Source organism: Roseibium sp. TrichSKD4, from assembly GCF_000148725.1.
Lineage (GTDB): Bacteria > Pseudomonadota > Alphaproteobacteria > Rhizobiales > Stappiaceae > Roseibium.
Genome location: NZ_GL476320.1, coordinates 467,451 through 493,354, shown reverse-complemented (window position 1 = coordinate 493,354; position 25,904 = coordinate 467,451). Strand labels below are relative to the sequence as shown.

Genomic DNA, 25,904 nt, shown 5'->3' with positions numbered 1-25,904 from the left:
GAACAACAACATGCCATTGCAAATGAACAGGGATGTTTTCATCACTTGTGCGGTCACCGGATCGGGCGGCACACAGGACAAGTCACCCCATGTGCCTCGCAGCCCAGAAGAGATTGCAAACAGCGCCATTGATGCGGCAAAGGCCGGTGCCGCCATCGTTCACTGCCATGTGCGCGACCCGGAAACGGGCGCACCGTCTCGGCGTCTTGATCTTTACCGCGAACTGACAGACCGTATTCGTGCTGCCGATGTGGATGTCGTGTTGAACCTGACCGCAGGCATGGGTGGTGACATTGTCTTTGGCTCCACCGAAGCGCCCCTCCCGGTCAAAGAAGGCGCGACCGACATGATTGGTGCCACCGAGCGGATGGCGCATATCAACGAGTGCCTGCCGGAAATCTGCACCCTCGACTGCGGCACGATGAACTTCGCCGAGGCCGATTACGTGATGACCAACACGCCAGGCATGTTGCGGGCCATGGGGTCCATGATGACCGAGCTCGGCGTGAAACCGGAAATAGAGGCCTTTGACACAGGGCATCTCTGGTTTGCCAAACAGCTGGTGAAAGAAGGTACGCTGGCCTCCCCGGCTCTTGTGCAGCTCTGCATGGGTGTGCCGTGGGGTGCACCAAATGATTTGAACACCTTCCTCGCCATGGTCAACGCTATTCCCGAGGACTGGGACTGGTCTGCCTTCAGTCTTGGACGGGATCAAATGCCCTATGCAGCCGCGGCGGTGCTGGCTGGCGGCAATGTACGGGTCGGGCTGGAAGACAATCTCTTTCTGGAAAAAGGCGTTCTCGCCACCAATGCGCAGCTGGTTGAAAAGGCTGTTGGCGTCATCGAAGGCATGGGCGCGCGGATCATCGGCCCTGAAGATGTGCGCAAGCGGCTGGGATTGACCAAGAGGGCTCCACAATGAAGACGACAATTGTTGGTGGCGGCGTCATTGGCGGCGGATGGGCCGCACGATTTCTGCTGAACGGTTGGGATGTTGCCGTTTTTGACCCGGACCCGCAAGCTGAGCGCAAGATTGGGGAAGTGATCGCCAATGCGCGTCGAAGCCTCCCAGCGCTTTACGACAAGTCCCTCCCCTGCGAAGGGGTTTTGAGATTTCACTCAGATTTGACAGAAGCCGTCGCTGGTGCTGCGTGGGTTCAGGAAAGCGTACCGGAGCGCATTGAACTGAAGCATTCCGTTTTGGGTCAGCTCTCTGACCTTGCTCCGGACACTGCAGTTATTGCGTCCTCCACGTCCGGCTTTAAGCCGTCCGAATTGAATGAAAACGGCGCGCGTGCCATTGTCGCCCACCCGTTCAACCCGGTTTATCTGTTACCTCTGGTCGAACTCGTCGGCACGTCCGAGACAACCGCTAGAGCGTCAGAGATCCTGACGTCGATTGGCATGTTCCCGCTCGTCGTGCGCAAGGAAATCGAAGCGCACATCGCTGACCGCCTCCTTGAGGCCGTCTGGCGGGAGAGCCTGTGGCTCGTCAAAGATGGCATTGCCACGACAGAAGAAATCGACGAGTCCATTCGCATGGCGTTCGGTATTCGCTGGGCTCAGATGGGACTGTTCGAGACTTATCGGATTGCAGGCGGTGAAGCGGGCATGAAACACTTCATGGCCCAGTTCGGCCCGGCGCTGGAATGGCCCTGGTGCAAACTGATGGACGTGCCCGAGTTTACCGAAGAGCTCGTTGACCTGATCGCCGATCAATCAGATGCCCAGTCCGGTCATATGTCCATTCGCGAGCTGGAGCGCCTGCGCGATGACAATCTTGTTGGCATGATGCGCGCACTCAAAAAGACGGGCACAGGAGCTGGCGGTGTGTTGAATACGCATGAAGCTGTCCTTCCCGAGCCGAAGCCCGTTGACTTGCCCATCACGGCCAGTCGCCAGATCCCGCAAAGCTGGACCGACTACAATGGTCACATGAACGAGGCCCATTATCTGGAAGCCGGCGCGGCGGCGACGGATCGCTTCATGGAAATGATCGGAGCGGATGCCGATTACATCGTCTCAGGCAAGAGCTACTTCACCGTAGAAAACCACATCCGCTATCTGGATGAACTCCATGCAGGCGAGCACCTGACCATCACAACACAGGTCTTGAAGGGCGAAGGCAAGAAGCTGCACCTGTTTCACTTTCTCCATGGATCAAAGGGGCAATTGGCAGCGACCATGGAAACCTTGCTGTTGCACGTTGATCTGACGACACGATCGAGCTGCGCGCCGCAGGCGACCATTTCGGAGAAGCTTGAGCAATTCGCGCAAGACCATTCAAAATTGCCTTTGCCAGATGGGGCTGGGCGGTTTGTTGACGAGCGACGTTAAGACTGACGTGTTCGCCCTGCTTCCTTGACAATCTGTCAAGCGCGATGAAGATGATGAACTTGTTTCATTTGAGAGTTCATCGGCATGGCCTGCCCTTCTCGAGCGCGCCGCCTATCTGACTGCAGTGCGATCATTTTGTTCATCCTGCTTGGCGCTCCTACAGCTGGCATGGCGCAGACAACCGACCCGTTGTTATTCAAGAATGACAGCGGGTTTGAAGCCAAATTGCATTTTCAAGCTGGGTTAAATCTGGTCGCTGAGGGCAATTTATTCTGGACTTTATCAGACACTTTCGCCCGCACTGCAGACTATGATCCGGATAAAGGATGGGTCGAAAGCTATCTCAAACCGGGCATAAGCCTCTCTCAGGCACTAACCCCAACCCTCACCCTTTATGGCAAAGCTTCTGCAGTCGCCTCCTACACACGAGGCACAGATGCTTACGATATTGGTCAGACGGGACGCATAACGCTCGAAGAAGGCTATATAGGCATCCAGAAACGCTTCGATAATCTGGCCAAGCTCGACTTCTCTATAGGGCCGAGAGAGTTGCGTTTGGGCACCGGCATGTTGATTGCAAATGGCGGGTCAAGCGGGTTCGAACGAGGCGCTTTGAAATTTGGCCCGCGAAAAGCGTGGGAAATGGCTGCAATCAGCCAGGCAAAACTGGGTGATGTTTCGGCGACAGCTTTTTATCTCGACCCGAACGAGATGCCCTCTACAGACAATGAAAACGAACTGGCTGGCATTGATGTTCGTTATGATGGAAAGGGTGGAGGGTTCGCCGGCGTTTCATTTGTGAATGTGCTGTCTTCCAACAGCTCTTACCCCAAAGCGGCCTCTCAGGGCATAGGGCCGCCTACGGTTATTCCGGGTGCGCGGGATGGTCTGAACGCCATCAACTTCTATGCCCACTCAGGGCCACTGAAGCACCGGTTTGGGACTGCATATTTCGCTCTGGATGGAGCAATCGAAACCAACAATAAAAACGACATGTTCGCTTGGGGCGGCCACTTTCAGGTGGGCCATATCTGGACCGACATGAGATGGCTTCCGTCGCTGACCTACACCTACAAAACCTTCTCTGGGGATAACCCAAACACACCCGAACAGGAGCGGTTCGATCCGCTCTATTATGACGGATCGCCAAGCACTTGGGCGACGGGGTCAAAGTCCTCGATGACCTTCATCAACTCCAATGTTCGGGCGCATGAATTGGCATTTAATCTCAAGCCGAGCCCGCGCGATTCCATAACTCTCAGATATGCTCATATCCGAGCCAACGAACTGCGCAGCCCAATCCAATTCGGACAAGCCACCCGATTTGAGATTGCTGGAGGAGACAATATCGTAGCCGGTGTCACCGATGCTCATCTCGCAGACGACTTCTTTCTGGAGTACAGCCGCGTTGTCACCCCAAATTCGTTTCTGACAGCTGGCTTGAGCGCATCACTTCCGGGCAAGGGACTTGATTTGGCCGCCGGGCGCGATCTGCCTGTTTGGTACGGTGGCTTCGTCAATCTCGTGATCAATTACTGAGGTGGCATGCATTTGCGGCAGTGATAGGTACACGAAATTGCATCGATCCGGATGGATAACGAGCCACACTTGTATGTCATTTCGGGCCGCGCAGATCTTACGAATTTTTACAAGATAAATGACCAGACCTAACGCCCTGCTCCGATAGCACTCAGTCCACCTGATGACCGGAATTTTTAAAGTCAGCTCAAGGGCGAGCATGAGCTTTTATCTCTAACCCACTCAAAACCCGACGGCAGTTTGGTGCGAATTTATCGGATTTGACAGCAGTAAGTACAACGTTGTATTTTTCAGTTAGTACATCGTTGTACTTGTTATGAATCCTTGGGAGGATCGATATGCGCAATCTTCTTTTATCCGTGCTGACAGCCAGCGTTGCCACGGGGGCTCTGGTGTCCGCTGCTGCTGCAGATATCACCATCACCTATCCGTCTGGATGGGAAGGTTTGATGGAACCGGCTTTTGAAGAATTTGAGAAGAAAACCGGCGAAAAAGTCGTCGCCACTGTCGTCCCAAAGGAAATCGACAAGCGCATCACGATCGATCTGGCTGGCGGCGCTGCAACGGATGTGATCGTCTACGACAGCTACCGCACCTCCGAATATGCGGAAAGCGGCTATCTGGCTGACCTCAACGGCTACACAGCCAGCTGGGCGGATTGGGACCACTATTTTGGCTCCCTGAAGGACATTTCAACCATCGACGGCGCTGTTCGCGGTATTCCGGTTTACACCGATGTTCGCATGCTCTGGTATAACCGCGCGATCTTTGAAAAGGCGGGCATTGCAGAGCCTTGGGAGCCGAAGAACTGGAACGACATTTTCGCAGCAGCGGAAAAGATCAAGGCCTCCAATCCGGACGTCGAATACCCGCTCTACTTCCCGGTTGGCACAAAGCTTGGTGAAGCAACCACAATGCAGGGCTTTTACATGGCTCTTCTCGGAGCAGATGGCGCTGAAGGTGGTGCAAACCGTTTGCGTGACTGGGATGCAGGCCAATGGATCGGCGACAGCCCGGCCATTCGCAAGACACTCTCCTTCTATCAGGACGTTTTCGTTAACAAGGAACTGTCAGGACGCGAGCTGTATTACACGCCGGACGTCTGGGGCGACATGCGCCGCGCCTTTGCCAACGGCAATATCGGCATCATGGCCAATGGTTCCTGGGAGTTCAATTCCATCTGGCGGTCTGCTGGCATCGAAAAGTCCACGGACGAGCGGAACGAATTCATGGCCTGGACCAAGTTTCCGGGTGACGGGTCGGAAAACGCGCCTGCAACCAGCAATATCTCTGGTGGCTGGAACATCGCGATTGCCGAGTCTTCTGAGCAGAAGGATCTGGCGTGGCAGCTGATGGAAGCAATTTTCGAGGCTGATCGTTATGCCGAGTGGGTCGCTGGTCAAGGCCGTCCTGCTGTACGGCGCGATGCGCTGGAAGCTCCGGCTTATAAGGCCGATGCCTACCTGACATCGCTCTCCCCGCTTTTGGAAGACACCACGGGCCGTGACACCTTCCCGGGCTATTCTTCCGTATCTGCATTTGTCCAACAGGCAACCACGGACATTCTCGACGGCAAGTCCATTGACGAAACCGTTGCGACCTTTCGTGAGAACCTGGAAGACGAGTTTGGCGAAGAAGAAGTCAAGATCATCGAGTAATGATCTGATCTCCCGGCAGCTCCGGCTGCCGGAACCGCCTGTGAACCGATCCGTCGGTTCTGCGCCAGGGCATGCAGATGGCTGAACCGTTCAGCCATCTGACGGTTCCCTGCCGTTTTCAGCTCCAGCTTGGCGAGATCCAGGATGATATCCACATCGCATGTGTGGCTGCGCCGTTCGGCAAAGCCCATGGCCATAGCAGCCATCCCCGCTGTCTTGTTCATTTTATTGTTCATCTTTTACGCGGGCTGGACGATATGGACGAGTTTCACGGATCTGTCCTTGCTCGGGCGCAAGTCGATCAATCCGAGTTTCGTCGGCTTTGACAACTATATTCGGCTGATCACAAGAGACGGCTTTTTGCAGTCCGTCTGGACCACCACTGTCTTCACATTCTTCTCTGCCATTGTCGGCCAGTGTGGAATCGGCCTGTTGCTGGCCATCATCATGAAAAGCAGCCGCTTTCGGCTTAAGAGCTTTGTTGAGTTCGCCATTCTGTTCGGCTGGCTGGCGCCTGATGTTGTGGCCGCTTTCATGTGGAATGCGTTTGCCAGTTCCGACGGCATGATCAATGTCATAATCCTGCAGCCGCTCGGCTTTGAGAGCGTCAATCTTCTCAATGAATACGCCATTGAGGTGGTTATCATTTCGAATATCTGGAAGGGAACAGCGTGGTCCTACCTGCTCTTTTCCGCAGCCCTTGATACGGTATCACGCGAGGTGATTGAGGCCGCCTATATGGATGGTGCCAATGCGCTCCAGCGTCTTCGCCATGTTCTGCTTCCGCTTCTGCGTGCGCAAATCGCAACGAACCTCCTGTTCGTGACCATCTGGACCTACGCGTTCTTCTCCCTAATCTACGCCCTCACCGGTGGCGGACCAGGCCGGGAGACCGAAGTTCTGTCGATTTACATGTACAAACAAGCCTTTGACGTCGGAAAACTGGGATACGGGTCTGCCGTTGCAATTGCGATGATGCTGATCGTCGGTGGTCTTTCGATCTTCTATGTCCGCCAGAACAAGGACCAGACCCGATGATGACATCCGTCAAACCTTCGTTCACCCAATCGGCCTCAACAAATATCCTGCTGGCGGTGGTGGTTATCGCCTGGCTCAGCCCCCTGTCATGGCTGCTGATGACCTCAGTCAACCCGAATGCATCGGGCGGATTTGTGGTACCAACCAGCTTCACTTTGGATCACTTTGTGACGGTGATGTCCGGCACTTCATTACGCCAGTTCCTGAACTCGCTGTTCATCGCCTTCACGTCAGCGACGCTGACCGCGATCCTTGCAGCCTTTGCAGCCTACCCGTTCTCACGGCTGAACATTCCATATAAAAACACAATCCTTTGGAGCCTCGCGCTCCTTCGCATTCTCCCGCAAACGGCGATCATCATTCCGGTGTTTCTGACCGGACGGGCCCTAGGACTGCTTAACACTGGCGGTGTCATTCTGGTGCTCACCTTGATGAACCTGCCGTTTGCGATCCTGCTCTTGAAGAACTTCTTCGACACAATCCCGAGTGAACTCGAGGAAGCCTCCTACATGGAGGGCGCAACGCTGTACCAGACATTGGCGCATGTCGTGTTCCCGCTCTCCAGAGCAGGACTTGCAGTCATCTGGTTCATGGCGTTCACAACAGCATGGAACGAATTTCTGTTTCCGTTCCTGATGCTGCGCAGCGACCAAGCCTTCCCGATGGCTATTGGGCTGTACGCGGCCTTCGGCCAATATGGCGCAACCGACTACGGGTTCCTGACCTCCTATTCGATCATCTACACCGCGCCCGCCATCTTTGTGTACTTCCTTCTCAAACGAAACCTGACGACCGGCTTTGCAGGCGTCGGCGTCAAGGGTTAACGCCATGAACATTGAAAAACGCCAACAGAAGCTGAAGCGCTTTCTGGACGAATTGAAGGCTCACACCGAGTGGCCCGCAGGCTCTGCGCTGAAGCTGCATTATCAGTTTACAGAAGCGTCTGAGACTGAGGTTCTGCGGGAAAACTGGCAGAACTGGCCGGTGGCTCCTGCCGATCTGGTTTGGGGCGGAGCCAAGCGCCATCACTGGTTCGCAACTGAAGTTGAAATGCCGGTAGGCCCCGAAAATGCAGAACTCGTCCTGCGGATCAAATGCGAAAACGTCGTCCTGATGGGCCGCACGCAGGGCCAAGGGCTTGTATGGCTGAATGGCAAGACATTGCAGGGTGTCGACGGCTATCACCCGGACATTACGCTGGCCAACGATGTAAAGCATGGCGAAACCGCGACACTTCACATCAACCATTACACCGGCGATGAGCGCACCCTCTGCGGTTATCAGATCGAGCAGATTTGGCGCGATACGGCGGCAACCGCTCTTTTCTATGACCTGAATGTTCCTTTCGAAGTCGCGCTTCGCCTTGATGATGAAGACCTTCGCAAGTACCGCATTCTGGAGCTGATCGACGAAGCCCTGCTCAAGCTGGACTATCGGGACAGGGACAAATTCGCAACCTCCCTCCCCCATGCGGCCGAGATTGCCGAAAAAATCTACGCACTCAAGGACACTGACGACAAGCCGCTCGTCAGCTGCGTGGGGCACACACATATTGATGTTGCGTGGCTGTGGCCCGTCTCCCAGACGCGCGAAAAGATGGTGCGCTCCATGGCAACGGCCTTGAAGCTGCTGGATGAAAACCCCGACTTCGTCTTCATGTACAACCAGTGTGTGCTTCTGGACTATCTGGAACAGGACGCGCCGGATCTGTTTGCGCGTGTGATGGAGCACGTTCGCGGCAGACGCTTTGAAATCGAAGGCGCGATGTGGCTGGAGCCGGATGTGAACATCATCTCCGGTGAATCCATGATCCGCCAGATCCAGCGCGGCAAGCGCTATCACATGGAGAAGTTTGGCGTAGAGCCCAAAATCCTGTGGTTACCGGACACGTTCGGCTATTCCGCTGCCATGCCGCAAATCATGCGGAAAGCCGGAGTGGACTTTCTGGTCACAAGCAAGCTGTCCTGGAGCGACACCAACCGGATCCCTTATGACGCCTTCTTCTGGCATGGGATCGATGGAACCGCCGTCAACACCTACCTGATTACCACTCAGCGGGATGATGCTACGACCTTCCGAACCTACTACGAGCCAGATCTTGATGTGTCCTACGTCAAAGGCGCGTGGAAACGGTTTGAACCGAAGCAGTCTCACGACAATGTGCTGGTTCCTTATGGCCACGGCGATGGCGGCGGTGGTGTTACGCAGGAAATGATCGAAGTTGGCCGACGCATGATGCGCGGCATTCCCGGCAGCCCCAAGGTCACATTTGAGGGTATCAAGCCGTTTCTCGATCGCCTCGGCGACAAGATGGACAAGGCTCCTGATGCCTTTCCGAAATGGGTTGGCGAACTTTATCTTGAGTTCCATCGTGGCACTCTGACGTCACTTGGCAAGAACAAGAAGTTCAACCGCGATGCCGAAAACCGGTTGAAAGATCTTGAATTTGTTATCGCCAGCAATCGGATTGCCAACCAAAATGCCGAGCTGCACAGTGAGGAACTTGGCGAGTTTTGGCGCTTCACTCTGCTCAATCAGTTCCACGACATTTTGCCAGGAACCTCAATTGAAGAAGTCTACGAGGTTAGCGATGCTGAATACGAAGACCTCTTCCGCGAGAGTGAAGCGCTTCTAACGGACGCGCTTTCCAAGTCTGTTGAAACGCCGCTGGCGATCATCAACGCAATAGGCAATGAGCGGTCTAGCGAATTGGTTCATGTTCGAGACATCGACGAAGATGTCCTGTCGATTGTCGCAACAGACGGTCACCCGGTTCCGCTTCAGTCCATTTGCCGTGCAGATGGCACAAGCGAACATGTGGCCGCGCTTGACCGCCTCGCCCCCATGTCGATCACCGGGCTGTCTCCGTCCTCCGTCGAGACCCCAGCGAACCAGCCGACACAAGAGCTGTCGGTCGGCCCACGCCATCTGGAAAACGCCCATCTTCGGGCCGAATTTGCAGACACCGGCGAAATTGCCGCGCTGATTGACAAGAAAACCGGACGTTCCATTTTGCGGCCCGGGGGACGAGGCAACCGCCTTGTCGCCTTTGAAGACAAGCCGCTGCGTTGGGATGCCTGGGATATCGAATGGTATTTCGACCAAAAGTCATGGCCGATTGAGACCGCCTCATCGTTCGAGGTCATCGAACAGGGTCCTTATCGTGCAGCCTTGCGTGTGGACCGGACTTACAACAAGTCGCGGATCGTTCAGATCATCTCGCTGACAGCGGATGGTACTGTTCTTGAGTTTGACAGTTTTGTGGACTGGAAGGAAAGCCAGACCCTGCTCAAGGCTGGTTTTGACCTTGATGTTCAGACCACCGAGGTGAAGTCTGATATCCAGTTCGGCCATGTCACCCGCCCCACGCACGAAAACACAAGCTGGGACTTCGCACGCTTTGAAGCCAGCATGCACAAGTGGGTGGCGCTCAGCGAACAGGACTATGCCGTAGCGCTCATCAATGACAGCAAATACGGCTATGACGCGCGCGATGGCGGCCTTCGCATTACACTCGTCAAGTCAGGCACTTATCCGTTTGAAACAGCGGATCAGGAAGAACACCGCTTCCGCTATGGACTGACTGTTGCAAACGGCCATTCGGTCCTGACGGATATTGCGCGCCGGGCAGAGTGTTTTAGCCATCCGCTGCGCACCTTCCCTGTCGGCCAATCTGAGCAAACACAGGCGCCTGCCTTTGAGGCTGGGGCGATTAAAGTCAGCTGCGACAACATCGCTGTGCATGCCTTCAAGGCGAGCGAAAACAGCGAGGAGATCATCCTTCGCTTGGTAGAAGAAGGCAATTTGCGCTCAATCGCAGAGGTGAGCTTCGGTTTCCCGGTTGATCAGGTCCGCCGCGTTGACCTTATGGATCAAGCCATAGAGACCCTTGACCTTAGCGCGTCTGGCACTTTGCCACTCTCCTTCACCCCTTTTGAAATTGTCAGCCTTGCCGTCTCCGTGCGGCGTGAACAGTAATGGGAAAACCGATGGCCATTCTTGAAGCAAAGCACATTCGCAAGGACTACAATACGATCAACGTCATCTCCGACCTCAGCCTTGAGGTGCAGGAAGGCGATTTCACCGTCTTGGTCGGCCCATCAGGCTGCGGGAAGTCTACCCTTCTGCGGATGATTGCCGGACTGGAAGACATCACCGCTGGTGATCTTTTGATCGACGGTCGGCGCGCCAATGATTTGCACCCGCGGGAGCGCGGCATTTCGATGGTATTTCAATCCTATGCGCTCTATCCGCATATGAGCGTACACGACAATATCGGGTTCGGCTTGAAGCTGGAGGGCAAGACCAAACAGCAGATTACCGAGGCGGTGCGCGAAGTCGCGGATACGCTGCAGCTGACCGAATATCTTGACCGCAAACCCTCCCAATTGTCCGGCGGTCAGCGCCAACGAGTGGCCATTGGCAGAGCCATTGTGCGCAAGCCGCGGATCATCCTGTTTGACGAGCCGCTGTCAAACCTCGACGCAAAGCTGCGCGTAGAAATGCGGATGGAGCTGATGAAGTTTCACCGTAGCCACAACATCACGACGATCTATGTCACCCACGATCAGGTTGAAGCGATTACAATGGCGGATCGAATTGCCGTTTTGGAGAAAGGCGATATCCGTCAATACGACACGCCGCGCATCCTGTTCGACAAGCCTGCAAATCCGTTTGTCGCCAGCTTCATCGGCTCGCCTCAGATGAACCTGTTCGGTGTCTCCTCGGCGACAGATCATCTTGTCACCACAGACGAGAACGCCGAAATCCGCTTGCCTGATGCGAGTATGGCGCTTTTGTCAGACGCCGCTGTCATCGGGGTTCGTCCGGAACACCTCAAGCTCAAAACAGAAGCCGCCGGCACGGGCCTTAACGCAACGGTAGATCTCGTTGAAAACCTCGGCGATGAGAGCGTCATTCACTTACTGGCTGGCGATCAACGCATCACGGCGCGTTCTCATGAACCTGTTGAGTGTGAAATCGGCCAGTCAGTGTTTTTGGGGTTTGATACCAACCGGGCGCATTTCTTCGATGATATGAAAGAACGGCTGGATTAGAGGCCTTTGGCCGCCCAAGTCGTCCAACCGGCGTTTGGGTCATTGCTCCCAATCAGGAAACGGCTCGCCAATGATCTGCAAATTGGCGGGCGCCTCCCCTTCAATTCGGCGTACCAACAGACGCGCCATCACCTCGCCGGCCTCTGCCAAATCCTCGGAAATCGTGTCCACTCGCGGTTGACAGAAATCGAGGATCGAGGATGTTTTTCGTGAGACAACATCAACATCTGTCCCGACTTTGATCCCCTCGATCGCCAGAGCGTCAAGAATGGCGAGCGTTCCAATATCGCTGGATGAGATGATGCCATCTGGCAGCTCATTTTGGGCGACAGCAGCTCGCACGCCTTCATGGATCGCCGCCGCATAGGTTTTCACACCTGGTGCCGGTCTTAAAACCGACACGGAAACCCCTGTTTCCTGCGCTGCCCGGCGAAGGCCATCCATCGCATATTCATAAAATGTCAGACCAACATCTTCAGACGCAATGGCGATTCTTTGCCGCCCGTTGCTCGCCAATCTGAGCGCTGACAGGTAAGCGAATTTCTCGTTATCGAAGTCATAGAACGCATGGGGTTCTGACAGTTTCGTGCGACCATGAGTGACAAAAGGAAAATCAAGGTTTTGAAGCAGCTTGACCCGGGCGTCGTCAGGAAATGTATCGGCAAAGATAATGCCATCCGCCCGGCGGAACTCTGCAATATTCCGGTAGGCTGCAACCTCGTCCGCTCCGGGAAAGGTCACGTTGAGGGATAGTTGATACGGAGTTTCGTGAAGTGCAGATGCGACACCTGACACGATTTGCCGCTCGAAATCAGAAATATCCTCAGACTGGTTGAAAGCAACCGAAATTACATAGCTGCGGCCGGTGCGCAGCCCCACGCCTGATCGGTCTGGTCGGTAGCCGATTTCCTCTGCGACCTGCTGTATTCGTTTGATCGTGTCGTTGCTGAAGTTGCCCTGACCTCTCAAAACCTTGGAAACAGTCGTAACGGCCAACCCCGTCCGCTCGGCAATTGACTTAAGTGTTGGTCTCTTTCTGTTTATCGCGTCCGGAGTTTTTTTGGTCATACATCTCGGCAAATCATAAGCTTCATGTCCTTGAAACTAAGACTTTTTCGCCTGCAATGCGAGTTATTTTCGCCGGATAGCTCTGTATTTTTGACATGTACATGAGAGCCGAAAAACGCGGGTTTATGTCGGGAGATACCCTTTTGCAGCGGGATAAGTGCCCGCACAAAACCAAGCATTTGGAGCTCAAACCGCTCTGACCGCGATGGCGGCGGAACAACAACAAAGAAATCGGAGATTTTTGAGATGATGGCGGTGGGAACGGGACTGGCAGCCAACCTTCTCTACCTCTAACCTATTGAAATTATGCACCTTAGAGATCGCCTCCCTGCCCTCCAAGCCACCGACCGCATTTTTCTCACCGCACGCGGATTCCTCAAAACCGAACAGATTCTGTCTGGCCAGTTTCCTGTAGTCGGCGGCGCGAAATTGGGAAAAGGCATTGCCGTCTTCGGACATTCGCTACGCCTCGCCTCAATGATAACGCTGCGGGACAAACCGGACTTGCGCAATCGCAGCTATTGCTGACGCAGAAAGCTCTCGCTCATGCGGAGGGGCTAATTCGGCGGCGCGGCAGGATTCGCCAAACCCGCCGTTCAAGCGCTGCGGGTCCGCGGGATCCTAAACCGGCCCATCGCTGCGATCACTTTCAGCCCGCAACCAGTCCAAAAATGCCTCCGCACCCTGAGACATCGGCCGATCCGTGGAAATGACAAAGTAACCCGCGTTTTCGACTCTGACATCGGACAATCTGACAAGCGTTCCGTCGGTTAATTCAGGTGCGACCAGATCATCCCAAAGGGCAATCCCCTGGCCATCCAACACCGCCTGAACGCGGCTGTTTGAGTCCGGGATGGTCAGGCTGGATCGGCTGGGCGCGTAAGGTAGCCCCGCGGCTTTGTGCCAGGCCCGCCAACCCGCATCGCCGGAACTGTCCCCTAAGAGAGGAAGGTGCCTGACCGCCTCGGCCAGTCCAAGCTGCCTCACCTGCTCTGCGACCGCGCGATTGGCGGTTGGAACAGCAGGCAAGGACAGAAGAAGTTCGCTTTTGTGGCCCTCCCAGCCGCCAATTCCCCAGAGGACAGCCATGTCCACCCTGACGCTCTTCAGCATGTCCAAAGAACTGATGGGTTCGATCCTCAGGCTGATACCGGGATTGGCCTCGAAGAAGCGGGTGAGCCTTGGTGATAGCCAGCGTGACGAGAAGTAGGTCAGTGCGCCAATAGTTACGGCACCTGAGGCAGAGCCACGCAGGTCTTCGATTTCACGGTCGATCTGGCGAAGGGCTGTTTGGGACACATGCCACAACCTGCGCCCTTCCTCCGTCAGTTCCAGTTTTGCGTGCGCACGCTCAAACAGGCGAAAGCCGAGCTCAGCTTCAAGCTTGCCCACCTGGTAACTGATCGACCCTTTCGACTGATGCAATTCATCCGCCGCCTTGGTCATCGACAGATTGCGGGCAACGGAATCAAATATTTTGAGGGCATCATAGGAACGAAAGCGCATTACTATTGTCTAATTTTTTCGAACGACTTGTGCAAATCATTAGATTTGCGCCAAGCCCAGGCGGCCGAATATCCTAAAAACAATGCGTGGCATCCATCTGTCCTTGTCGAAGATCACCCGCAGGCGTCTAACAACTCTGAACGGTGAAATCATGACAACCGACCTCTCGCACTATCGTTTCGCAGTCAAAGCCTTCCAGAACAAAGGTGAGCGCCCGCGCGAGCTGACCCGCACAATGCCGCCCCATCCGCTAAGCTACATGGAACTGCCTTACGATCCCGAATACACGCTCTACAACTCTCGCCTGACGCCGGAGAAACTCGATACGGCCACAGATGACGAAATGTATTGGGCCGTGCGCACCAATGTCACTTTTCGTCACACCGGCGAATTGCCAATCGAGATCAGTGGGCCGGATGCGGAAACCCTGCTGAACATGGTGTTCACCCGGAGCGTCAGCAAGGTAAAGCCGGGCCGTTGCTCCTATCAATTTGCCTGCTACCACGATGGTGGCATGATCACCGACGGCGTGCTGCTGCGGTTGTCGCCGGACAGGTTCTGGATGGCGCAGGTCGACGGCGACCTGTTCAGCTGGTACAAGGCCCATGCCGAGGGGCTGGACGTGAAAATCCACGACCCCAACGTCTGGGTCAGCCAGATTCAGGGCCCGCGGTCGCTGGACCTGCTGGCCGCTGTGCTGGACGGGCCAATGCCCGATCCTTTCCGCTATTTCGACTGCGCCGAGGTCTCCATCGCGGGCCAGACCTGCTGGATCAGCCGCTCGGGCTTCACCAATGAGTTGGGCTGGGAAGTCTACCTGCTGCCCGACACCGACATCCAGGCCATCGGCGACCGGATCATGGAGGTCGGCGCAGTGTTCGATATCCTGCTAACCGGAACGCCGGTGTTCCGCGCTCGGCGGATCGAGGCCGGGTTGCTCAACGCCGGGTCGGACTTCGGAGCCGAGACGACGCCGTTCGAGGCGGGTCTTGGCGGTTTTGTCGAATTTGACGACCGTGACTTTGTTGGCCGCAAGGCGCTGGAGGAGGCCTGCAAATCCTGCCGCACCTGGGGCATGCGGGTCACCGGTGGCGTGGCTCAGCTTGGACGCGTCATGACGATTGATGGCAAGGATGTCGGCCAGGTCTGTTCCTCCGGCTATTCGCCCTATCAGGGTTGCGGCGTTTGCATCGTGCGCATGGATGACCCCGCGCAGGGTCCGGGCACAAAGGTAGACGTGCTCTGTGCTGATGGGTCCACTCGAAGCGGTGAGCTCTGCACCCTGCCGATGTATGACGCCGACCGCCTGATCCCGCGCGGCAAGCCGGTGGACATCCCGACCAAACCGATCGCTGCAGAATGAGGTCAGCCATGACGAATACGGCTCACGCAATCCGGTCTGGCAACAGATCAAGAAACCCCGCAAGTGCTGGATTGCGTGTCTCCCGATGCCAGACAGCCGAGATATCGATCACCTTACCCACATCCCGGATGGGAACCGCACTGAGGCCCGCGCGTTTCGCGTGGACCACGTTTTCGGGGTAGATCAGAATGCCCATTCCCAGCAGCACAAAGGTAAAGAATTCGTCGCGCAGATACGCGACCTGCCCGGTCTTGGAGACAAATCCCCGTTCAAGACGCAGGTCACGCACAAGGTTGGTGAAGGGCAGCCAAGGCGTATCACCGACCAGAAAGGTCTCATTGCGCAATTCCGCTAGGTCGATGGCTGTGCGCGAGGCCAGAGGGTGATGGTCGGGCAATACCACAGCCAGCGCCTCCCGCGAGATCGGGCGATGCTCCAGGTCAGGCGTAAGCCGATCCATGAAGTGCCAGATAAAGGCGATATCCACCTGCGCGTTCAGCAACAGCTCGATCTGCCTTGGACTGGGATAGAACCGCACGCCGATCTTTACATTGGGTGTCTGCCCGCGAAAGGTTTCGATGATATCGGGAAGCTGCCCGAGAATGGCAAAATCAGTGTAGGTGATGTTGAGGCTGCCCCGTTGCCCGGCGGCGACATCACTGGCATTCTGGGTAATCTGGTCGACCAGATCGAAAAGCTCACCCAACCGCGCATAAAGCGCCTCACCCGCCTTGGTCATTCCGACGGTATGGGAAGAGCGGTCAAGCACTTGAAACCCAAGCTCGGCCTCAAGCGACTGAACCGTTTTGGTGAGCGCCGGTTGCGAGGTGTGAAGCACCTCGGCCGCTTTCCGAAAGCCACCGCTTTCCACGATGGTCTTGAAGACATGGAACTGGCGCAGAGTAAGATTCATTGCGATATCCAAAAGTTATCAAAATATGATCCATTGATATTATGCAGCGCGCCCTGCCTGTGCAATGGTCTGCGCGATCACGCAAAACAGGGGCATCCGTCGTGAAGCTGACAACATCCTATTACCCGGCACAGCCCGGAACCGAGATACGCGATATCACCGTTGGCGGTTTGCTACGCGAGATTGCGGCGACGCATCCTGCATAGGTGGCAATGGTGGATGTGGATGACAGCGGGCTTTGCGGAGATCAGTGGACGTATGCTGTACTGCTGGAGCGGTCCGAGCAGTTGGCTCTGTCGCTCAGCACTCGGTTTGCACCCGGCGAGCGGGTCGTTGTCTGGGCCCCCAACATCCCGGAATGGATATTCATGGAATATGCCTGTGGGTTGGCAGGGCTGGTTCTGGTCACGGCCAATCCGTCGTTTCAGGCCGCTGAACTCAGATATGTGCTGGAACAATCCGGTGCCGTCGGCCTGTTCATGGTGGACGGGTTCCGAGGCAATCCGATGGATGAGATTGCGCACGAGGCGACAAGCGGCAACACAGCATTGCGCGAGGTCGTCAATCTGAAAGACGAAGATGCGCTCTATGCCCATGGAGAGCGGCCCACCGTGCTGCCGGACGTCCAGCCAGACGATGCCGCGCAGATCCAATATACCTCGGGAACAACCGGTTTTCCCAAAGGCGCGGTGCTCAGCCACAAGAACCTGGTGAACAACGCGCGGCTGTTTTGCGCGCGCAAGCAGGTCGGGCCGCACTCGGTCTGGGCCAATTTCATGCCGCTCTTTCACACGGCGGGCTGTGCGACGGGGGCGCTCGGGTGCCTTCAGGCCGCTTGCAAAATGCTGCTGATCAAGCGGTTCGATGCGGATGTTTTTGCGCGATTGATCGAGGAACAGGGCGTCACAACCTGTTTTGCCGTTCCCACCATGCTGTTCAACCTGCTGGAATCGCTGGATAGAACCTCGCGCGACATGTCCTCGCTTGAGGTCATTACGACAGGTGGCGCACCGGTGCCACCCGATCTGGTGCGGCGGGTGAAGGATCGTCTTGGATGCCATCTGCTCAGCGCTTTCGGGCAGACGGAGCACAGCCCGATGATCTGCCTGAACCCTGTCGAGGCCACGCTTGAACAGATCGTGGAGACGGCAGGCCAGCCGCTGCCACAGACCGAAGTTTCAATCCGTTCGCCTGAAGATAATCGGGTGCTCTCAATAGGTGAAGTTGGCGAGATTTGCGCAAGATCCTACGCGGTGATGATCGGCTACAACGACAACCTCGAAGCCACTGACGCCGCCATCGATGGCGAAGGCTGGCTGCATACCGGCGATCTGGGCACGATGGACGCTCAGGGGTTCGTGCGGGTGACGGGCCGTGTGAAGGACATGATCATCCGCGGTGGTGAAAACCATTTCCCGGCCGAGATCGAAGCGGTGTTGGTGACCCACAGGCATGTGGCACAAGTCGCCGTGGTTGGCCTGCCGGACGAGAAATGGGGAGAGGTGATCGCGGCATTCATCCTGTCCGATGGGCCGTTCGACGTGGCTGATTTGCGCACCCATTGCCGGGCGTATCTGTCCGCGCAGAAAACGCCATCGGTCTGGGTGCGTGTGCCGGACTTGCCCTTAATGGGCTCTGGCAAGGTGCAGAAATTCGCGATTCGCGAGAAGTTCCTCGCAGGTAACTACGGAGAGGTTCTGCAATGAGCGTTCGCGTCGAAAAGGATGGTCCGGTCTGGACCATCATCCATTCCCGCCCAGAGGCTCGCAATGCCATGGATCCGGAAAGTGCCACGGCACTTTTTGAGGCGTTCCAGTCGTTTGATGCGGACGTCACCGCCAGCGTTGCCGTGTTCTGGGGCGAAGGCGGTGCCTTTTGCGCCGGGTGGGATTTGAAACATGCGGCGTCTCTTGCCGGGGCCGAAGCGCTAGATCCGTTCGACTTTCCCGATGAGGGCGAACCACCGATGGCCGCCATGGGGCCAAGCCGGTTAGATCTGTCCAAACCGGTGATCGCCGCTGTGGCCGGGCCTGCCGTGGCGGGTGGCATGGAACTGGCGCTTTGGTGCGATATCCGGGTGATGGAAGAAACCGCCTTCATGGGGGTCTATTGCCGCCGTTGGGGTATTCCGCTGATAGACGGTGGCACGGTGCGCCTGCCGCGTCTGGTGGGCGAAGGTCGCGCCATGGACCTGATCCTGACCGGGCGGCGCGTGAATGCGGACGAGGCCCTGCGGATCGGGTTGTGCGAATATATCGTGCCCGAAGGTGACGCGCGCGCCAAGGCCGAAGCCCTGGCCCAGGACATCGCACGTTTCCCACAAAGCTGCATGCGCGCAGATCGGCGGTCCGTGCGGACACAGCACGGGTTAACTGAACGTGACGCTCTTCGACAGGAATGGCGGGGCAGCAAGGCCGAGGTCACCAAAGGTGTCGAAGGTGCAGCCCGCTTCTCCAGCGGCAAGGGTCGAGGGGGCGATTTCAGCGATGTATGAGCTGAGCCTCACGACATCCCATGCTCCGGCCCAGTCCGACATGGAGACGCGCGACATCACCATCGGCGCATTGCTGCGCGAGGTGGCTGCGGCGCGCCGGGATGCCGAGGCTTTGGTCGAAATCCGGCAGGACGGATCAGAGGGGCGACGTTGGACCTATTCCGAACTGCTGTCCGATGCTGAACGGCTGGCCATGACGCTCGCCACCCGTTTCGCCCCCGGTGAACGCGTAGCCGCCTGGTCGCCCAACAGTCCCGAATGGGTATTGATGGAATATGCCTGCGCGCTGTCCGGGCTGGTGCTGGTGACCGCGAACCCAGCCTTTCAGGCGCGCAAACTGTCCTATGTGTTGGAGCAATCCGGCGCGGTTGCCCTGTTCCTTGTCGAGGAATTCCGCGGCAACCCGATGGGCCGGATTGGGGCTGAGGTCGCGGCTCGTATCCCAGCCATCCGCGAAGTCACGGACATGGAAAGCAAAGCGCTTTATGCAGAGGGCGTCCGTCCACCCGCGTTGACCGATGTGACCCCCGAGGCTGCGGCGATGATCCAGTATACATCCGGCACGACCGGCTTTCCCAAAGGGGCGGTGCTGAGCCATCGCGGATTGGTCAACAATGCGCGCTTCTACGCGTCCCGCTGCGGCGCGACCAGGGCCACCACCTGGGTCAATATCATGCCGATGTTCCACACTTCGGGTTGCGGCATGGTCACGCTGGGCTGCCTTCAGGCGGGCTGCCGGATGGTGCTGATCTGCCTGTTCGATCCGGACGTCGTGCTGGATCAGTTGGAAGCAAACGGCACGGACATCATCCTTGGCGTGCCGACCATGGTGGTGGCGCTGCTCGACGCACAGGAAACTCGGCCACGCGACCTGTCGGCCCTGAAGCTTGTCAGCTGCGGCGGCTCGATGGTCGCACCCGAATTGGTGCGCCAAGTGCAGGCCCTGATGGGGGCCGGATTTTCGACGCTCTATGGCCAAACTGAACATTGTCCGGTGATCACGCAACATCATTTGTCAGACAGTATTGACGACATCTGCAATACCGCTGGTCAACCGGTGGCTCAGACCGAGGTCTCAATCCGCAGCGTCGATGACAATTGCGCCGTCGCCATTGGCGAGGTTGAGGAGATCTGTGCCCGCGGCCCATGTGTCATGCTGGAATACAACGACAACCCAAAGGCCACGTCCGAGACTGTCGACGCGATGGGTTGGCTACACACCGGCGATCTGGGCCGGATGGATGCGCGCGGCTACGTCACCGTGACGGGACGGGTTAAGGAAATGATCATCCGCGGTGGCGAGAAACATTTCCCGGCCGAGATCGAGAACTGTCTGCTGGAATATGGCTGCGTGGCCGAGGTCGCCGTGGTCGGCTTGCCGGACCCGAAATGGGACGAGGTCATCGGTGCCTTCATCCGCAGCACAGGACCGCTCGACAAATCCGCGCTTCATGCCCACTGCCGCGCGAACATGTCGCCGCAGAAAACCCCGAATGTTTGGGTGCAGGTCGAGGACTTCCCCCTGACCGGCTCGGGCAAAATCCAGAAATTCATCCTCCGCGACCGGTTTGTCGCTGGGGAATTCACTGAACTCTGAACAACAGGACACGCCATGCAAGATGCCACAAAACATTACATCAATGGACAATGGGTTGCTTCGATTGACGGCCGAGAGATGGCCGTGGAAGACCCCTCCACGGAAGAGAAGATCGCCACGATCACGCTCGGCGGCGACGCGGATGCCGATGCGGCCGTTAACGCAGCCAAGGCAGCCTTTCCTGGCTGGGCAGAGACAAAACCAGATGCCCGGATCGCCGCGCTGGAACGGTTGATGGACATCTACAAGGAACGCGCGGGTGAAATGGCACAGGCGATCAGCACCGAGATGGGCGCGCCGATTGCCTTGGCACAGACGGCTCAGGTGGGGGCCGGGGCCGGGCATCTGAAACACACCATCCGCACGGCGAAGGGCTTTGCCTTTGAGCGCCCGTTAGGCGACCACGCGCCGGGCGACATGATCCTCTATGAACCGGTCGGGGTCTGCGCCCTGATCACGCCCTGGAACTGGCCGATGAACCAGGTCATGCTCAAGGTTGCGCCTGCGCTGGCTGCGGGATGCACCATGGTGCTGAAACCAGCGGAGCAGGCCCCGCTCAGCGCCATGCTGCTGGCCGAGATGATCGACGCCGCCGGTTTCCCGCCCGGCGTGTTCAACCTTGTGAACGGTGATGGTGCAGGCGTAGGAGCACATCTCACGTCGCACGGGCAAGTGGACATGGTCAGCTTTACCGGCTCAACCCGCGCAGGCGTAGCCATCAGCAAATCAGCAGCGGACACGGTCAAGCGTGTCAGCCTGGAATTGGGCGGAAAGGGTGCCAACATCATCTTTGCGGATGCCGACGAAAAGTCGGTCACACGCGGCGTGCGCCACTGCTTCAACAATACCGGCCAGTCCTGCAATGCGCCCACAAGGATGCTGGTGGAGCGCTCGATCTACGAGCAGGCCGTTGAAACCGCCCGTACTGTGGCCGAGAATACAGAGGTCGGCCCTGCCGACGTCGAAGGCCGTCAGATCGGCCCGGTCGTCTCTGAGGTTCAGTTCAACAGGATTCAATATTACATCAAGCAAGGAATCGATGAACGTGCCAGGCTCGTCGCCGGCGGAATGGGAAAACCGGACGGATTGAGCATAGGGTATTTCGTCCGGCCCACGGTCTTTGCCGATGTCACACCCGACATGACCATCTGGCGGGAGGAAGTATTTGGACCGGTTCTGACCTTAACACCATTCGATACCGAAGAAGAGGCGATCGCTCTGGCCAATGACACCCCCTATGGGCTGACCAACTACGTTCAGACAGCAGACAAAGCTCGCGCTCAACGGGTTGCACGGCAACTCCGCTCTGGCATGGTCGAGATGAACGGCAAATTCGGCGGGGCCGGAACACCCTTTGGCGGAATGAAGCAATCGGGTACTGGCCGCGAAGGCGGTGTCTGGGGGCTGGAGGAGTTTCTGGAGGTCAAGGCTGTCAGCGATTGGGGGTGAGCATGACAAAAGTTTTGTACGAGAAAGACGGCCGGATCGGGCGGATCACCCTGAACCGACCCGATGTAATGAACGCCATCGACGATGATCTGCCACGCGAACTGGCGGCGGCGGTGGCAGAAGCCGACCATGATCGCGACATCCACGTTATGGTTCTGTCCGGCGCAGGAAAGGCCTTTTGCGCAGGCTACGATCTGGCCCATTATGCCGAAGGCAATGGCCCCAATCAGGTCGTACAGGAGATGCCCTGGGACCCGATGCAGGATTTCCAGTTCATGTGGGCCAATACGCAGGCCTTCATGTCGCTCTTTCGCGCGATGAAGCCAGTAATCTGCAAGGTGCACGGATTTGCGGTTGCGGGCGGATCGGACATCGCGCTTTGTGCGGACCTCACGATCATGGGCGACACGGCGCAGATCGGCTACATGCCCACCCGCGTCTGGGGGTGCCCGACCACGGCGATGTGGGTGCACAGAATGGGACCGGAAAAGGCCAAGCGGATGATGTTCACCGGCGACAAGATCAGCGGGGTTGAGGCTGCCGAAATGGGGTTGGTGCTGAAATCCGTGCCCGATGACCAACTGGATGATGAGGTCGAGGCACTGGCAACGCGCATGGCGACCGTTCCCATCAACCAACTGGCCATGCAGAAGATGGTGATCAATTCCGCTGTCGAGGAAAAGATCAACCAGACCCAGCGCCTCGCGACGGTGTTCGACGGCATCACTCGGCATTCGCCAGAGGGCATGAACTTCAAGGCCCGCGTGGAGCAAGTCGGCTGGAAACAGGCGGTGCAGGAACGGGACACCGGAACATTCGACTGGACACGCAATAAGCCCTTCGACTGACAAATTCCGCGAATTACTTGGAACCAACGTTCGCGTTGGCGTGCCAAATTGCGACAAAGCCCCGCCGCCGGTGCGAAAAGGTAAAAACAAATATCTGCGCTCCGAAGGAATGGCTGGTTTTCCTGCTGCAAGACAGCGCCTCTGTTAACGCCTCCGCAGCAATTTGTCCGCTGCGAGCGCACGCAGCACAAATTAAAGACTTCCGCTGCGGGCTCTGAGTCCGCATTCGCCGCGGATTGTGCGAACGTCCGGTTCGGCGTCCAGGGCAACCCGCCATTCACAGTAGATGAGATAAGGGGCCTTCTTCGGCTTGGTACTGGTGACCCCTCACCTACGAGCGAAACAGGATGAACTGCGATAGATCGATTTCAGTTCCATCTCGGCGAATGCCACCGGCGTCGAAGTGATTAAAGGGGTACTCGAGAAAACATCCGCACCCCAATGACTTACAAGCTCTGCACCAAATCGGCGCAGTCATGAGGTCTGGAGAATACGGCCCTTGAGAGAACGATTTTGGCTGTCTTGCGCAGGGGCCAGTGCTCAGCCCCTCCCACATAACCCTCCAAAACAACGGAAAAATCCGGCCGCTGCCGGATCGGGAGAACGCTTTCGCTGGGGCTAGTGGCGGAGAGGAAGGGATTCGAACCCTCGAGACGGTTGCCCGCCTACTCCCTTAGCAGGGGAGCGCCTTCGACCACTCGGCCACCTCTCCGGTTCGTTTCGTTTATAAGCCGACGCCTTGAGACGCAAGCCCTTTTTGGGGTTGATGGTGGTTTTTCCACTCCCCTGCCCCTTGCAGTTTCATGCAGGAACATGCAGAGAACGAAAACGGAAATGCTGCAAAATTTCTGCAAAACCCCGACAGTTTTGTTCTTAGATTGTTCTTCACGCTGACATATATTGCAGGCCAGCTTGCAAAAGGGGGTGCCTCACCTGATCGTGTCGCCCGTGGTCAATTAACGCTAACTTACTCCCGAAAGTTGCGTATGATACTGATCGGGACTCAACCGGCGATCCTCAGTGGGGCACCTGATGGACGATATTATTCAAGCACTGGTCAATAAATACATTGATGACTTTAAGGAAATTTCACGCGAATTTCACGCGGATACTAATGATATAAGCATCGACCAGCAGTCTGAAATTGCATTTACTAGAGTCCCAATACCGATGGACCATCCGAACTTTAAAGCCTTTATTCAAGATGTCGGACAAGGCGCTCGACAGATGATCGAACAACGCAATTTGCAAGTGGCCCCAACCGATTTTGCCCTTCTAGTGCTTCGCGCCGTTAGGGAAATACGATCTCAGGGTTTAATTGATGATCAAGAGACCTCCATCCAGTGAATACCCCCGATCACTTGGCGAGAAACTGTTTATCGCGCCTGAAAGTGACCTCGAACAATACTACGTCGAATTCATTTCCATGATGCTGGAGGAAACCGGCAGCCCCACAGATATTCGCGATTTGTCGCATGAGCAGCAAGACGAGCTCCTCAGTCGGCTTGCAACAATGATGGCGGCTATGGAGGATGGATATGCAGATAACGAAGTTTGAACCTGCCAACATCCCCGGCACCGCTGGCGATATGATCCGAAACCTGAATGGTTACTGGAGGGATCAGAATGGAATTTTCCGTTCAGGAATGCCGCACAGCAATTCCCTACTTCTCTATGTAAATTGGGCTGATGGTGAAAACCTGCCAAAGATGGGTTATCTCGGAAAAAAGTCGTTTCTGAATGAAATCATGGAAGGTCAATTCGGGGAGGACTATTCCGCGTCTGTACAAAACCAAGACCCACGCTTTTACCAAACTGCTGCTGCTGGTTTCGTAGAAGCATCAAAGGGACATATGGTAGCAGACCGGATAGAAATGGAGGTTACACCGCCAGGGCACCTGAAGCCCTACCCGGTCGACTATTTCCGAATAATCAGGCGTTTTCAAATCGGCGTGACTGGTTTAAGGACGCCAAATTATATCCTGTCGGTTCTGGTTGTTCCGACTGATGAATGGCGCATTTGGCACGGTAGAGAATATCTGAACGAGAGCTGGAGCAGAACGCGTAATTCGCTTCGCGTTCATCAGGTAAGTTAAGCCATTTCTCCGCCATCGGGTCAACGCGAGTTGCTCCGTAGACTTGGCCTAGTCCTCGTCGATAATCTCGTTCTCGAACCGTGCCCACTACCCAAGAAACATCCTTGTTGTAGCAGACAGTGAAGAACAGCGAGGCCGTTGAAAGCCAGCCAAAGGCTTTGAGGGTATCCTTTCCGGTAAATTCCGGGTGGCGTACAGCATCGCCGGAGTAAGCAACGAGCCCATTGATCTCAAGCATGGGGTCGCAAACCCAATTTGGATCAAGCCTTGCCTTTGGGTCATGGGAATATACCCGGTTCAATCGTGCCGTATATGTTTGGTGGAAATTCCTCTTTCCGCATTCGATGAGCAATGTGCAGATGTAAGCCAGCCCTTTGCCGCCTTGCTCTAGCACAAGACAAAATGCGTCATGCCCGTTGAAGTCATTGTAGCTCTCCCAAAAGAATGGCGTGAGAGGTTTCTGTGCTGCTTCGATTTCGGTCTTTACGGCCTCAAAGTCATCTAAAACCCGGATGCTGTAGCCCGCATCGGTAATCCTTTTTGCAGCTCGCACATATGCGTCCTGAATAATTTTGAATTCAGCAATACTCAAAGACATTTTTTGGCACCTTTCCAATGGTTTGACAGTTACCACCAACCACCCTCATCGGTTCCAAGTGCACAAAAATGTTGCACTACCGAGTTCAATACCTTCCATTAGTCCCGTGGCATTGGACAAGGGATAGTCGGATGAGGAAAGTTAAACTCAATCCCGAAAAACACATTGATGATCCCAGCATTGAATTTGCTGTATTTGAGGTGGGAGAGCGCTATTTCCTCTCGGCGAAGGTCAGCAAGGAGAGGTTTGAGCAATTGTTGCTTTCCGGAGCTGCAACGGAAGACGTTGAAGACGATGGGCACACAGAGGCCGTGATGACGGAGGACGGATGGAGCGGCTAGCC

Annotated in this window: 23 protein-coding genes and 1 tRNA gene; 18 read left to right on the top strand and 6 right to left on the bottom strand. The window is 56.3% G+C overall.

The genetic code is table 11. The features are described from left to right. Positions 1 to 10: 10 nt before the first annotated feature. The 8 genes from TRICHSKD4_RS23110 (at position 11) to TRICHSKD4_RS23075 (ending at position 11,629) form a co-directional block, all read left to right on the top strand. Positions 11 to 922: a 3-keto-5-aminohexanoate cleavage protein gene (locus TRICHSKD4_RS23110; protein WP_009469415.1), complete on the top strand. Its 912-nt coding sequence runs from the start codon at positions 11 to 13 to the stop codon at positions 920 to 922. Then, positions 919 to 2,337 carry a carnitine 3-dehydrogenase gene (locus TRICHSKD4_RS23105; RefSeq protein WP_009469414.1) on the top strand — a complete coding sequence of 473 codons (1,419 nt, stop codon included), beginning with the start codon at positions 919 to 921 and terminating at the stop codon, positions 2,335 to 2,337. Before TRICHSKD4_RS23110 ends, TRICHSKD4_RS23105 begins: the two co-directional genes overlap by 4 nt. An 84-nt stretch (positions 2,338 to 2,421) precedes the next feature. Beyond that, the gene (locus tag TRICHSKD4_RS23100) at positions 2,422 to 3,876 is read left to right on the top strand and encodes an alginate export family protein (protein ID WP_009469413.1); all 1,455 of its coding nucleotides are present in this window, start codon (positions 2,422 to 2,424) and stop codon (positions 3,874 to 3,876) included. 338 nt (positions 3,877 to 4,214) lie between these two features. Then, positions 4,215 to 5,534 (top strand): extracellular solute-binding protein, encoded by a 1,320-nt coding sequence (locus TRICHSKD4_RS23095; RefSeq protein ID WP_009469412.1) that lies wholly within the window; start codon positions 4,215 to 4,217, stop codon positions 5,532 to 5,534. A 189-nt stretch (positions 5,535 to 5,723) separates the two neighbouring features. After that, positions 5,724 to 6,572: a carbohydrate ABC transporter permease gene (locus TRICHSKD4_RS23090; RefSeq protein WP_168157067.1), complete on the top strand. Its 849-nt coding sequence runs from the start codon at positions 5,724 to 5,726 to the stop codon at positions 6,570 to 6,572. Continuing rightward, positions 6,569 to 7,396 carry a carbohydrate ABC transporter permease gene (locus TRICHSKD4_RS23085; RefSeq protein WP_009469410.1) on the top strand — a complete coding sequence of 276 codons (828 nt, stop codon included), beginning with the start codon at positions 6,569 to 6,571 and terminating at the stop codon, positions 7,394 to 7,396. Before TRICHSKD4_RS23090 ends, TRICHSKD4_RS23085 begins: the two co-directional genes overlap by 4 nt. A gap of 4 nt (positions 7,397 to 7,400) precedes the next feature. Beyond that, on the top strand, positions 7,401 to 10,550 hold the full coding sequence (locus TRICHSKD4_RS23080) for a glycoside hydrolase family 38 C-terminal domain-containing protein (protein ID WP_009469409.1): 3,150 nt from the start codon (positions 7,401 to 7,403) through the stop codon (positions 10,548 to 10,550). Between the two features lie 11 nt (positions 10,551 to 10,561). Continuing rightward, positions 10,562 to 11,629, top strand: coding sequence for an ABC transporter ATP-binding protein (locus TRICHSKD4_RS23075; protein WP_009469408.1), 1,068 nt, complete (start codon positions 10,562 to 10,564; stop codon positions 11,627 to 11,629). Between the two features lie 39 nt (positions 11,630 to 11,668). On the opposite strand, the gene TRICHSKD4_RS23070 is transcribed toward TRICHSKD4_RS23075, so the two are convergent. The 3 genes from TRICHSKD4_RS23070 to TRICHSKD4_RS23055 form a co-directional block, all read right to left on the bottom strand. Continuing rightward, positions 11,669 to 12,697: a LacI family transcriptional regulator gene (locus TRICHSKD4_RS23070; protein ID WP_009469407.1), complete on the bottom strand. Its 1,029-nt coding sequence runs from the start codon at positions 12,695 to 12,697 to the stop codon at positions 11,669 to 11,671. Positions 12,698 to 12,883: 186 nt separating this feature from the next. Further along, positions 12,884 to 13,156 carry a hypothetical protein gene (locus TRICHSKD4_RS30405; RefSeq protein WP_139052262.1) on the bottom strand — a complete coding sequence of 91 codons (273 nt, stop codon included), beginning with the start codon at positions 13,154 to 13,156 and terminating at the stop codon, positions 12,884 to 12,886. 162 nt (positions 13,157 to 13,318) lie between these two features. Further along, positions 13,319 to 14,203 carry a LysR substrate-binding domain-containing protein gene (locus tag TRICHSKD4_RS23055; RefSeq protein WP_009469405.1) on the bottom strand — a complete coding sequence of 295 codons (885 nt, stop codon included), beginning with the start codon at positions 14,201 to 14,203 and terminating at the stop codon, positions 13,319 to 13,321. Between the two features lie 151 nt (positions 14,204 to 14,354). On the opposite strand from TRICHSKD4_RS23055, the gene TRICHSKD4_RS23050 reads away from it, so the two are divergent. Further along, complete coding sequence (locus TRICHSKD4_RS23050) at positions 14,355 to 15,566, top strand: aminomethyltransferase family protein (RefSeq protein ID WP_040617503.1); 1,212 nt, start codon at positions 14,355 to 14,357, stop codon at positions 15,564 to 15,566. Between the two features lie 22 nt (positions 15,567 to 15,588). Here the strand turns inward: TRICHSKD4_RS23050 and TRICHSKD4_RS23045 are convergent, their stop codons facing one another. Beyond that, the gene (locus TRICHSKD4_RS23045; RefSeq protein WP_009469403.1) at positions 15,589 to 16,479 is read right to left on the bottom strand and encodes a LysR family transcriptional regulator; all 891 of its coding nucleotides are present in this window, start codon (positions 16,477 to 16,479) and stop codon (positions 15,589 to 15,591) included. Between the two features lie 41 nt (positions 16,480 to 16,520). On the opposite strand from TRICHSKD4_RS23045, the gene TRICHSKD4_RS31360 reads away from it, so the two are divergent. From TRICHSKD4_RS31360 to TRICHSKD4_RS23020, 6 genes are read left to right on the top strand one after another with little or no spacing between them, the layout of a single operon-like run. Next, positions 16,521 to 16,685, top strand: a complete 165-nt coding sequence (locus TRICHSKD4_RS31360; protein WP_208993166.1) for a hypothetical protein — start codon at positions 16,521 to 16,523, stop codon at positions 16,683 to 16,685. A 6-nt stretch (positions 16,686 to 16,691) separates the two neighbouring features. Beyond that, on the top strand, positions 16,692 to 18,185 hold the full coding sequence (locus tag TRICHSKD4_RS23040; RefSeq protein ID WP_208993165.1) for a class I adenylate-forming enzyme family protein: 1,494 nt from the start codon (positions 16,692 to 16,694) through the stop codon (positions 18,183 to 18,185). After that, complete coding sequence (locus TRICHSKD4_RS23035) at positions 18,182 to 18,973, top strand: crotonase/enoyl-CoA hydratase family protein (RefSeq protein WP_009469400.1); 792 nt, start codon at positions 18,182 to 18,184, stop codon at positions 18,971 to 18,973. The genes TRICHSKD4_RS23040 and TRICHSKD4_RS23035 overlap by 4 nt, the downstream gene beginning before the upstream one ends. Beyond that, a complete protein-coding gene (locus tag TRICHSKD4_RS23030; RefSeq protein WP_009469399.1) occupies positions 18,966 to 20,570 on the top strand; it encodes a class I adenylate-forming enzyme family protein in 1,605 nt (534 codons plus the stop codon). The genes TRICHSKD4_RS23035 and TRICHSKD4_RS23030 overlap by 8 nt, the downstream gene beginning before the upstream one ends. A 15-nt stretch (positions 20,571 to 20,585) precedes the next feature. Beyond that, positions 20,586 to 22,019 carry an aldehyde dehydrogenase family protein gene (locus TRICHSKD4_RS23025; RefSeq protein WP_009469398.1) on the top strand — a complete coding sequence of 478 codons (1,434 nt, stop codon included), beginning with the start codon at positions 20,586 to 20,588 and terminating at the stop codon, positions 22,017 to 22,019. 2 nt (positions 22,020 to 22,021) lie between these two features. Further along, positions 22,022 to 22,867: a crotonase/enoyl-CoA hydratase family protein gene (locus TRICHSKD4_RS23020; RefSeq protein ID WP_040617361.1), complete on the top strand. Its 846-nt coding sequence runs from the start codon at positions 22,022 to 22,024 to the stop codon at positions 22,865 to 22,867. 622 nt (positions 22,868 to 23,489) lie between these two features. On the opposite strand, the gene TRICHSKD4_RS23015 is transcribed toward TRICHSKD4_RS23020, so the two are convergent. Further along, a tRNA-Ser gene (locus TRICHSKD4_RS23015) sits at positions 23,490 to 23,579 on the bottom strand. Positions 23,580 to 23,899: 320 nt separating this feature from the next. Here TRICHSKD4_RS23015 and TRICHSKD4_RS23010 point away from each other — a divergent pair. Next, positions 23,900 to 24,214 carry a hypothetical protein gene (locus TRICHSKD4_RS23010; RefSeq protein ID WP_040617360.1) on the top strand — a complete coding sequence of 105 codons (315 nt, stop codon included), beginning with the start codon at positions 23,900 to 23,902 and terminating at the stop codon, positions 24,212 to 24,214. Further along, positions 24,189 to 24,425, top strand: coding sequence for a hypothetical protein (locus TRICHSKD4_RS30400; RefSeq protein ID WP_009469394.1), 237 nt, complete (start codon positions 24,189 to 24,191; stop codon positions 24,423 to 24,425). The genes TRICHSKD4_RS23010 and TRICHSKD4_RS30400 overlap by 26 nt, the downstream gene beginning before the upstream one ends. A gap of 374 nt (positions 24,426 to 24,799) precedes the next feature. On the opposite strand, the gene TRICHSKD4_RS23005 is transcribed toward TRICHSKD4_RS30400, so the two are convergent. Further along, entirely contained in the window at positions 24,800 to 25,561 is a 762-nt protein-coding gene (locus TRICHSKD4_RS23005) for a hypothetical protein (RefSeq protein ID WP_009469393.1), read from the bottom strand. A 131-nt stretch (positions 25,562 to 25,692) separates the two neighbouring features. Between TRICHSKD4_RS23005 and TRICHSKD4_RS23000 the strand changes: the two genes are divergently transcribed. Then, complete coding sequence (locus tag TRICHSKD4_RS23000) at positions 25,693 to 25,902, top strand: hypothetical protein (RefSeq protein WP_009469392.1); 210 nt, start codon at positions 25,693 to 25,695, stop codon at positions 25,900 to 25,902. Positions 25,903 to 25,904 lie beyond the last annotated feature (2 nt).

What these genes read in the sequence shown, in the direction of transcription:
- TRICHSKD4_RS23085 (WP_009469410.1), top strand. Translation starts at nt 6,569, where the DNA reads ATGATGACATCCGTCAAACCTTCGTTCACCCAATCGGCCTCAACAAAT.
- TRICHSKD4_RS23110 (WP_009469415.1), top strand. Translation starts at nt 11, where the DNA reads ATGCCATTGCAAATGAACAGGGATGTTTTCATCACTTGTGCGGTCACC.
- TRICHSKD4_RS23075 (WP_009469408.1), top strand. Translation starts at nt 10,562, where the DNA reads ATGGCCATTCTTGAAGCAAAGCACATTCGCAAGGACTACAATACGATC.
- TRICHSKD4_RS23100 (WP_009469413.1), top strand. Translation starts at nt 2,422, where the DNA reads ATGGCCTGCCCTTCTCGAGCGCGCCGCCTATCTGACTGCAGTGCGATC.
- TRICHSKD4_RS23040 (WP_208993165.1), top strand. Translation starts at nt 16,692, where the DNA reads ATGGTGGATGTGGATGACAGCGGGCTTTGCGGAGATCAGTGGACGTAT.
- TRICHSKD4_RS30405 (WP_139052262.1), bottom strand. Translation starts at nt 13,156, where the DNA reads ATGTCCGAAGACGGCAATGCCTTTTCCCAATTTCGCGCCGCCGACTAC.
- TRICHSKD4_RS23010 (WP_040617360.1), top strand. Translation starts at nt 23,900, where the DNA reads ATGGACGATATTATTCAAGCACTGGTCAATAAATACATTGATGACTTT.
- TRICHSKD4_RS23035 (WP_009469400.1), top strand. Translation starts at nt 18,182, where the DNA reads ATGAGCGTTCGCGTCGAAAAGGATGGTCCGGTCTGGACCATCATCCAT.
- TRICHSKD4_RS23090 (WP_168157067.1), top strand. Translation starts at nt 5,724, where the DNA reads ATGGCCATAGCAGCCATCCCCGCTGTCTTGTTCATTTTATTGTTCATC.
- TRICHSKD4_RS23080 (WP_009469409.1), top strand. Translation starts at nt 7,401, where the DNA reads ATGAACATTGAAAAACGCCAACAGAAGCTGAAGCGCTTTCTGGACGAA.
- TRICHSKD4_RS31360 (WP_208993166.1), top strand. Translation starts at nt 16,521, where the DNA reads ATGCAGCGCGCCCTGCCTGTGCAATGGTCTGCGCGATCACGCAAAACA.
- TRICHSKD4_RS23005 (WP_009469393.1), bottom strand. Translation starts at nt 25,561, where the DNA reads ATGTCTTTGAGTATTGCTGAATTCAAAATTATTCAGGACGCATATGTG.
- TRICHSKD4_RS23045 (WP_009469403.1), bottom strand. Translation starts at nt 16,479, where the DNA reads ATGAATCTTACTCTGCGCCAGTTCCATGTCTTCAAGACCATCGTGGAA.
- TRICHSKD4_RS23105 (WP_009469414.1), top strand. Translation starts at nt 919, where the DNA reads ATGAAGACGACAATTGTTGGTGGCGGCGTCATTGGCGGCGGATGGGCC.
- TRICHSKD4_RS30400 (WP_009469394.1), top strand. Translation starts at nt 24,189, where the DNA reads ATGATCAAGAGACCTCCATCCAGTGAATACCCCCGATCACTTGGCGAG.
- TRICHSKD4_RS23020 (WP_040617361.1), top strand. Translation starts at nt 22,022, where the DNA reads ATGACAAAAGTTTTGTACGAGAAAGACGGCCGGATCGGGCGGATCACC.
- TRICHSKD4_RS23055 (WP_009469405.1), bottom strand. Translation starts at nt 14,203, where the DNA reads ATGCGCTTTCGTTCCTATGATGCCCTCAAAATATTTGATTCCGTTGCC.
- TRICHSKD4_RS23050 (WP_040617503.1), top strand. Translation starts at nt 14,355, where the DNA reads ATGACAACCGACCTCTCGCACTATCGTTTCGCAGTCAAAGCCTTCCAG.
- TRICHSKD4_RS23070 (WP_009469407.1), bottom strand. Translation starts at nt 12,697, where the DNA reads ATGACCAAAAAAACTCCGGACGCGATAAACAGAAAGAGACCAACACTT.
- TRICHSKD4_RS23030 (WP_009469399.1), top strand. Translation starts at nt 18,966, where the DNA reads ATGTATGAGCTGAGCCTCACGACATCCCATGCTCCGGCCCAGTCCGAC.
- TRICHSKD4_RS23095 (WP_009469412.1), top strand. Translation starts at nt 4,215, where the DNA reads ATGCGCAATCTTCTTTTATCCGTGCTGACAGCCAGCGTTGCCACGGGG.
- TRICHSKD4_RS23000 (WP_009469392.1), top strand. Translation starts at nt 25,693, where the DNA reads ATGAGGAAAGTTAAACTCAATCCCGAAAAACACATTGATGATCCCAGC.
- TRICHSKD4_RS23025 (WP_009469398.1), top strand. Translation starts at nt 20,586, where the DNA reads ATGCAAGATGCCACAAAACATTACATCAATGGACAATGGGTTGCTTCG.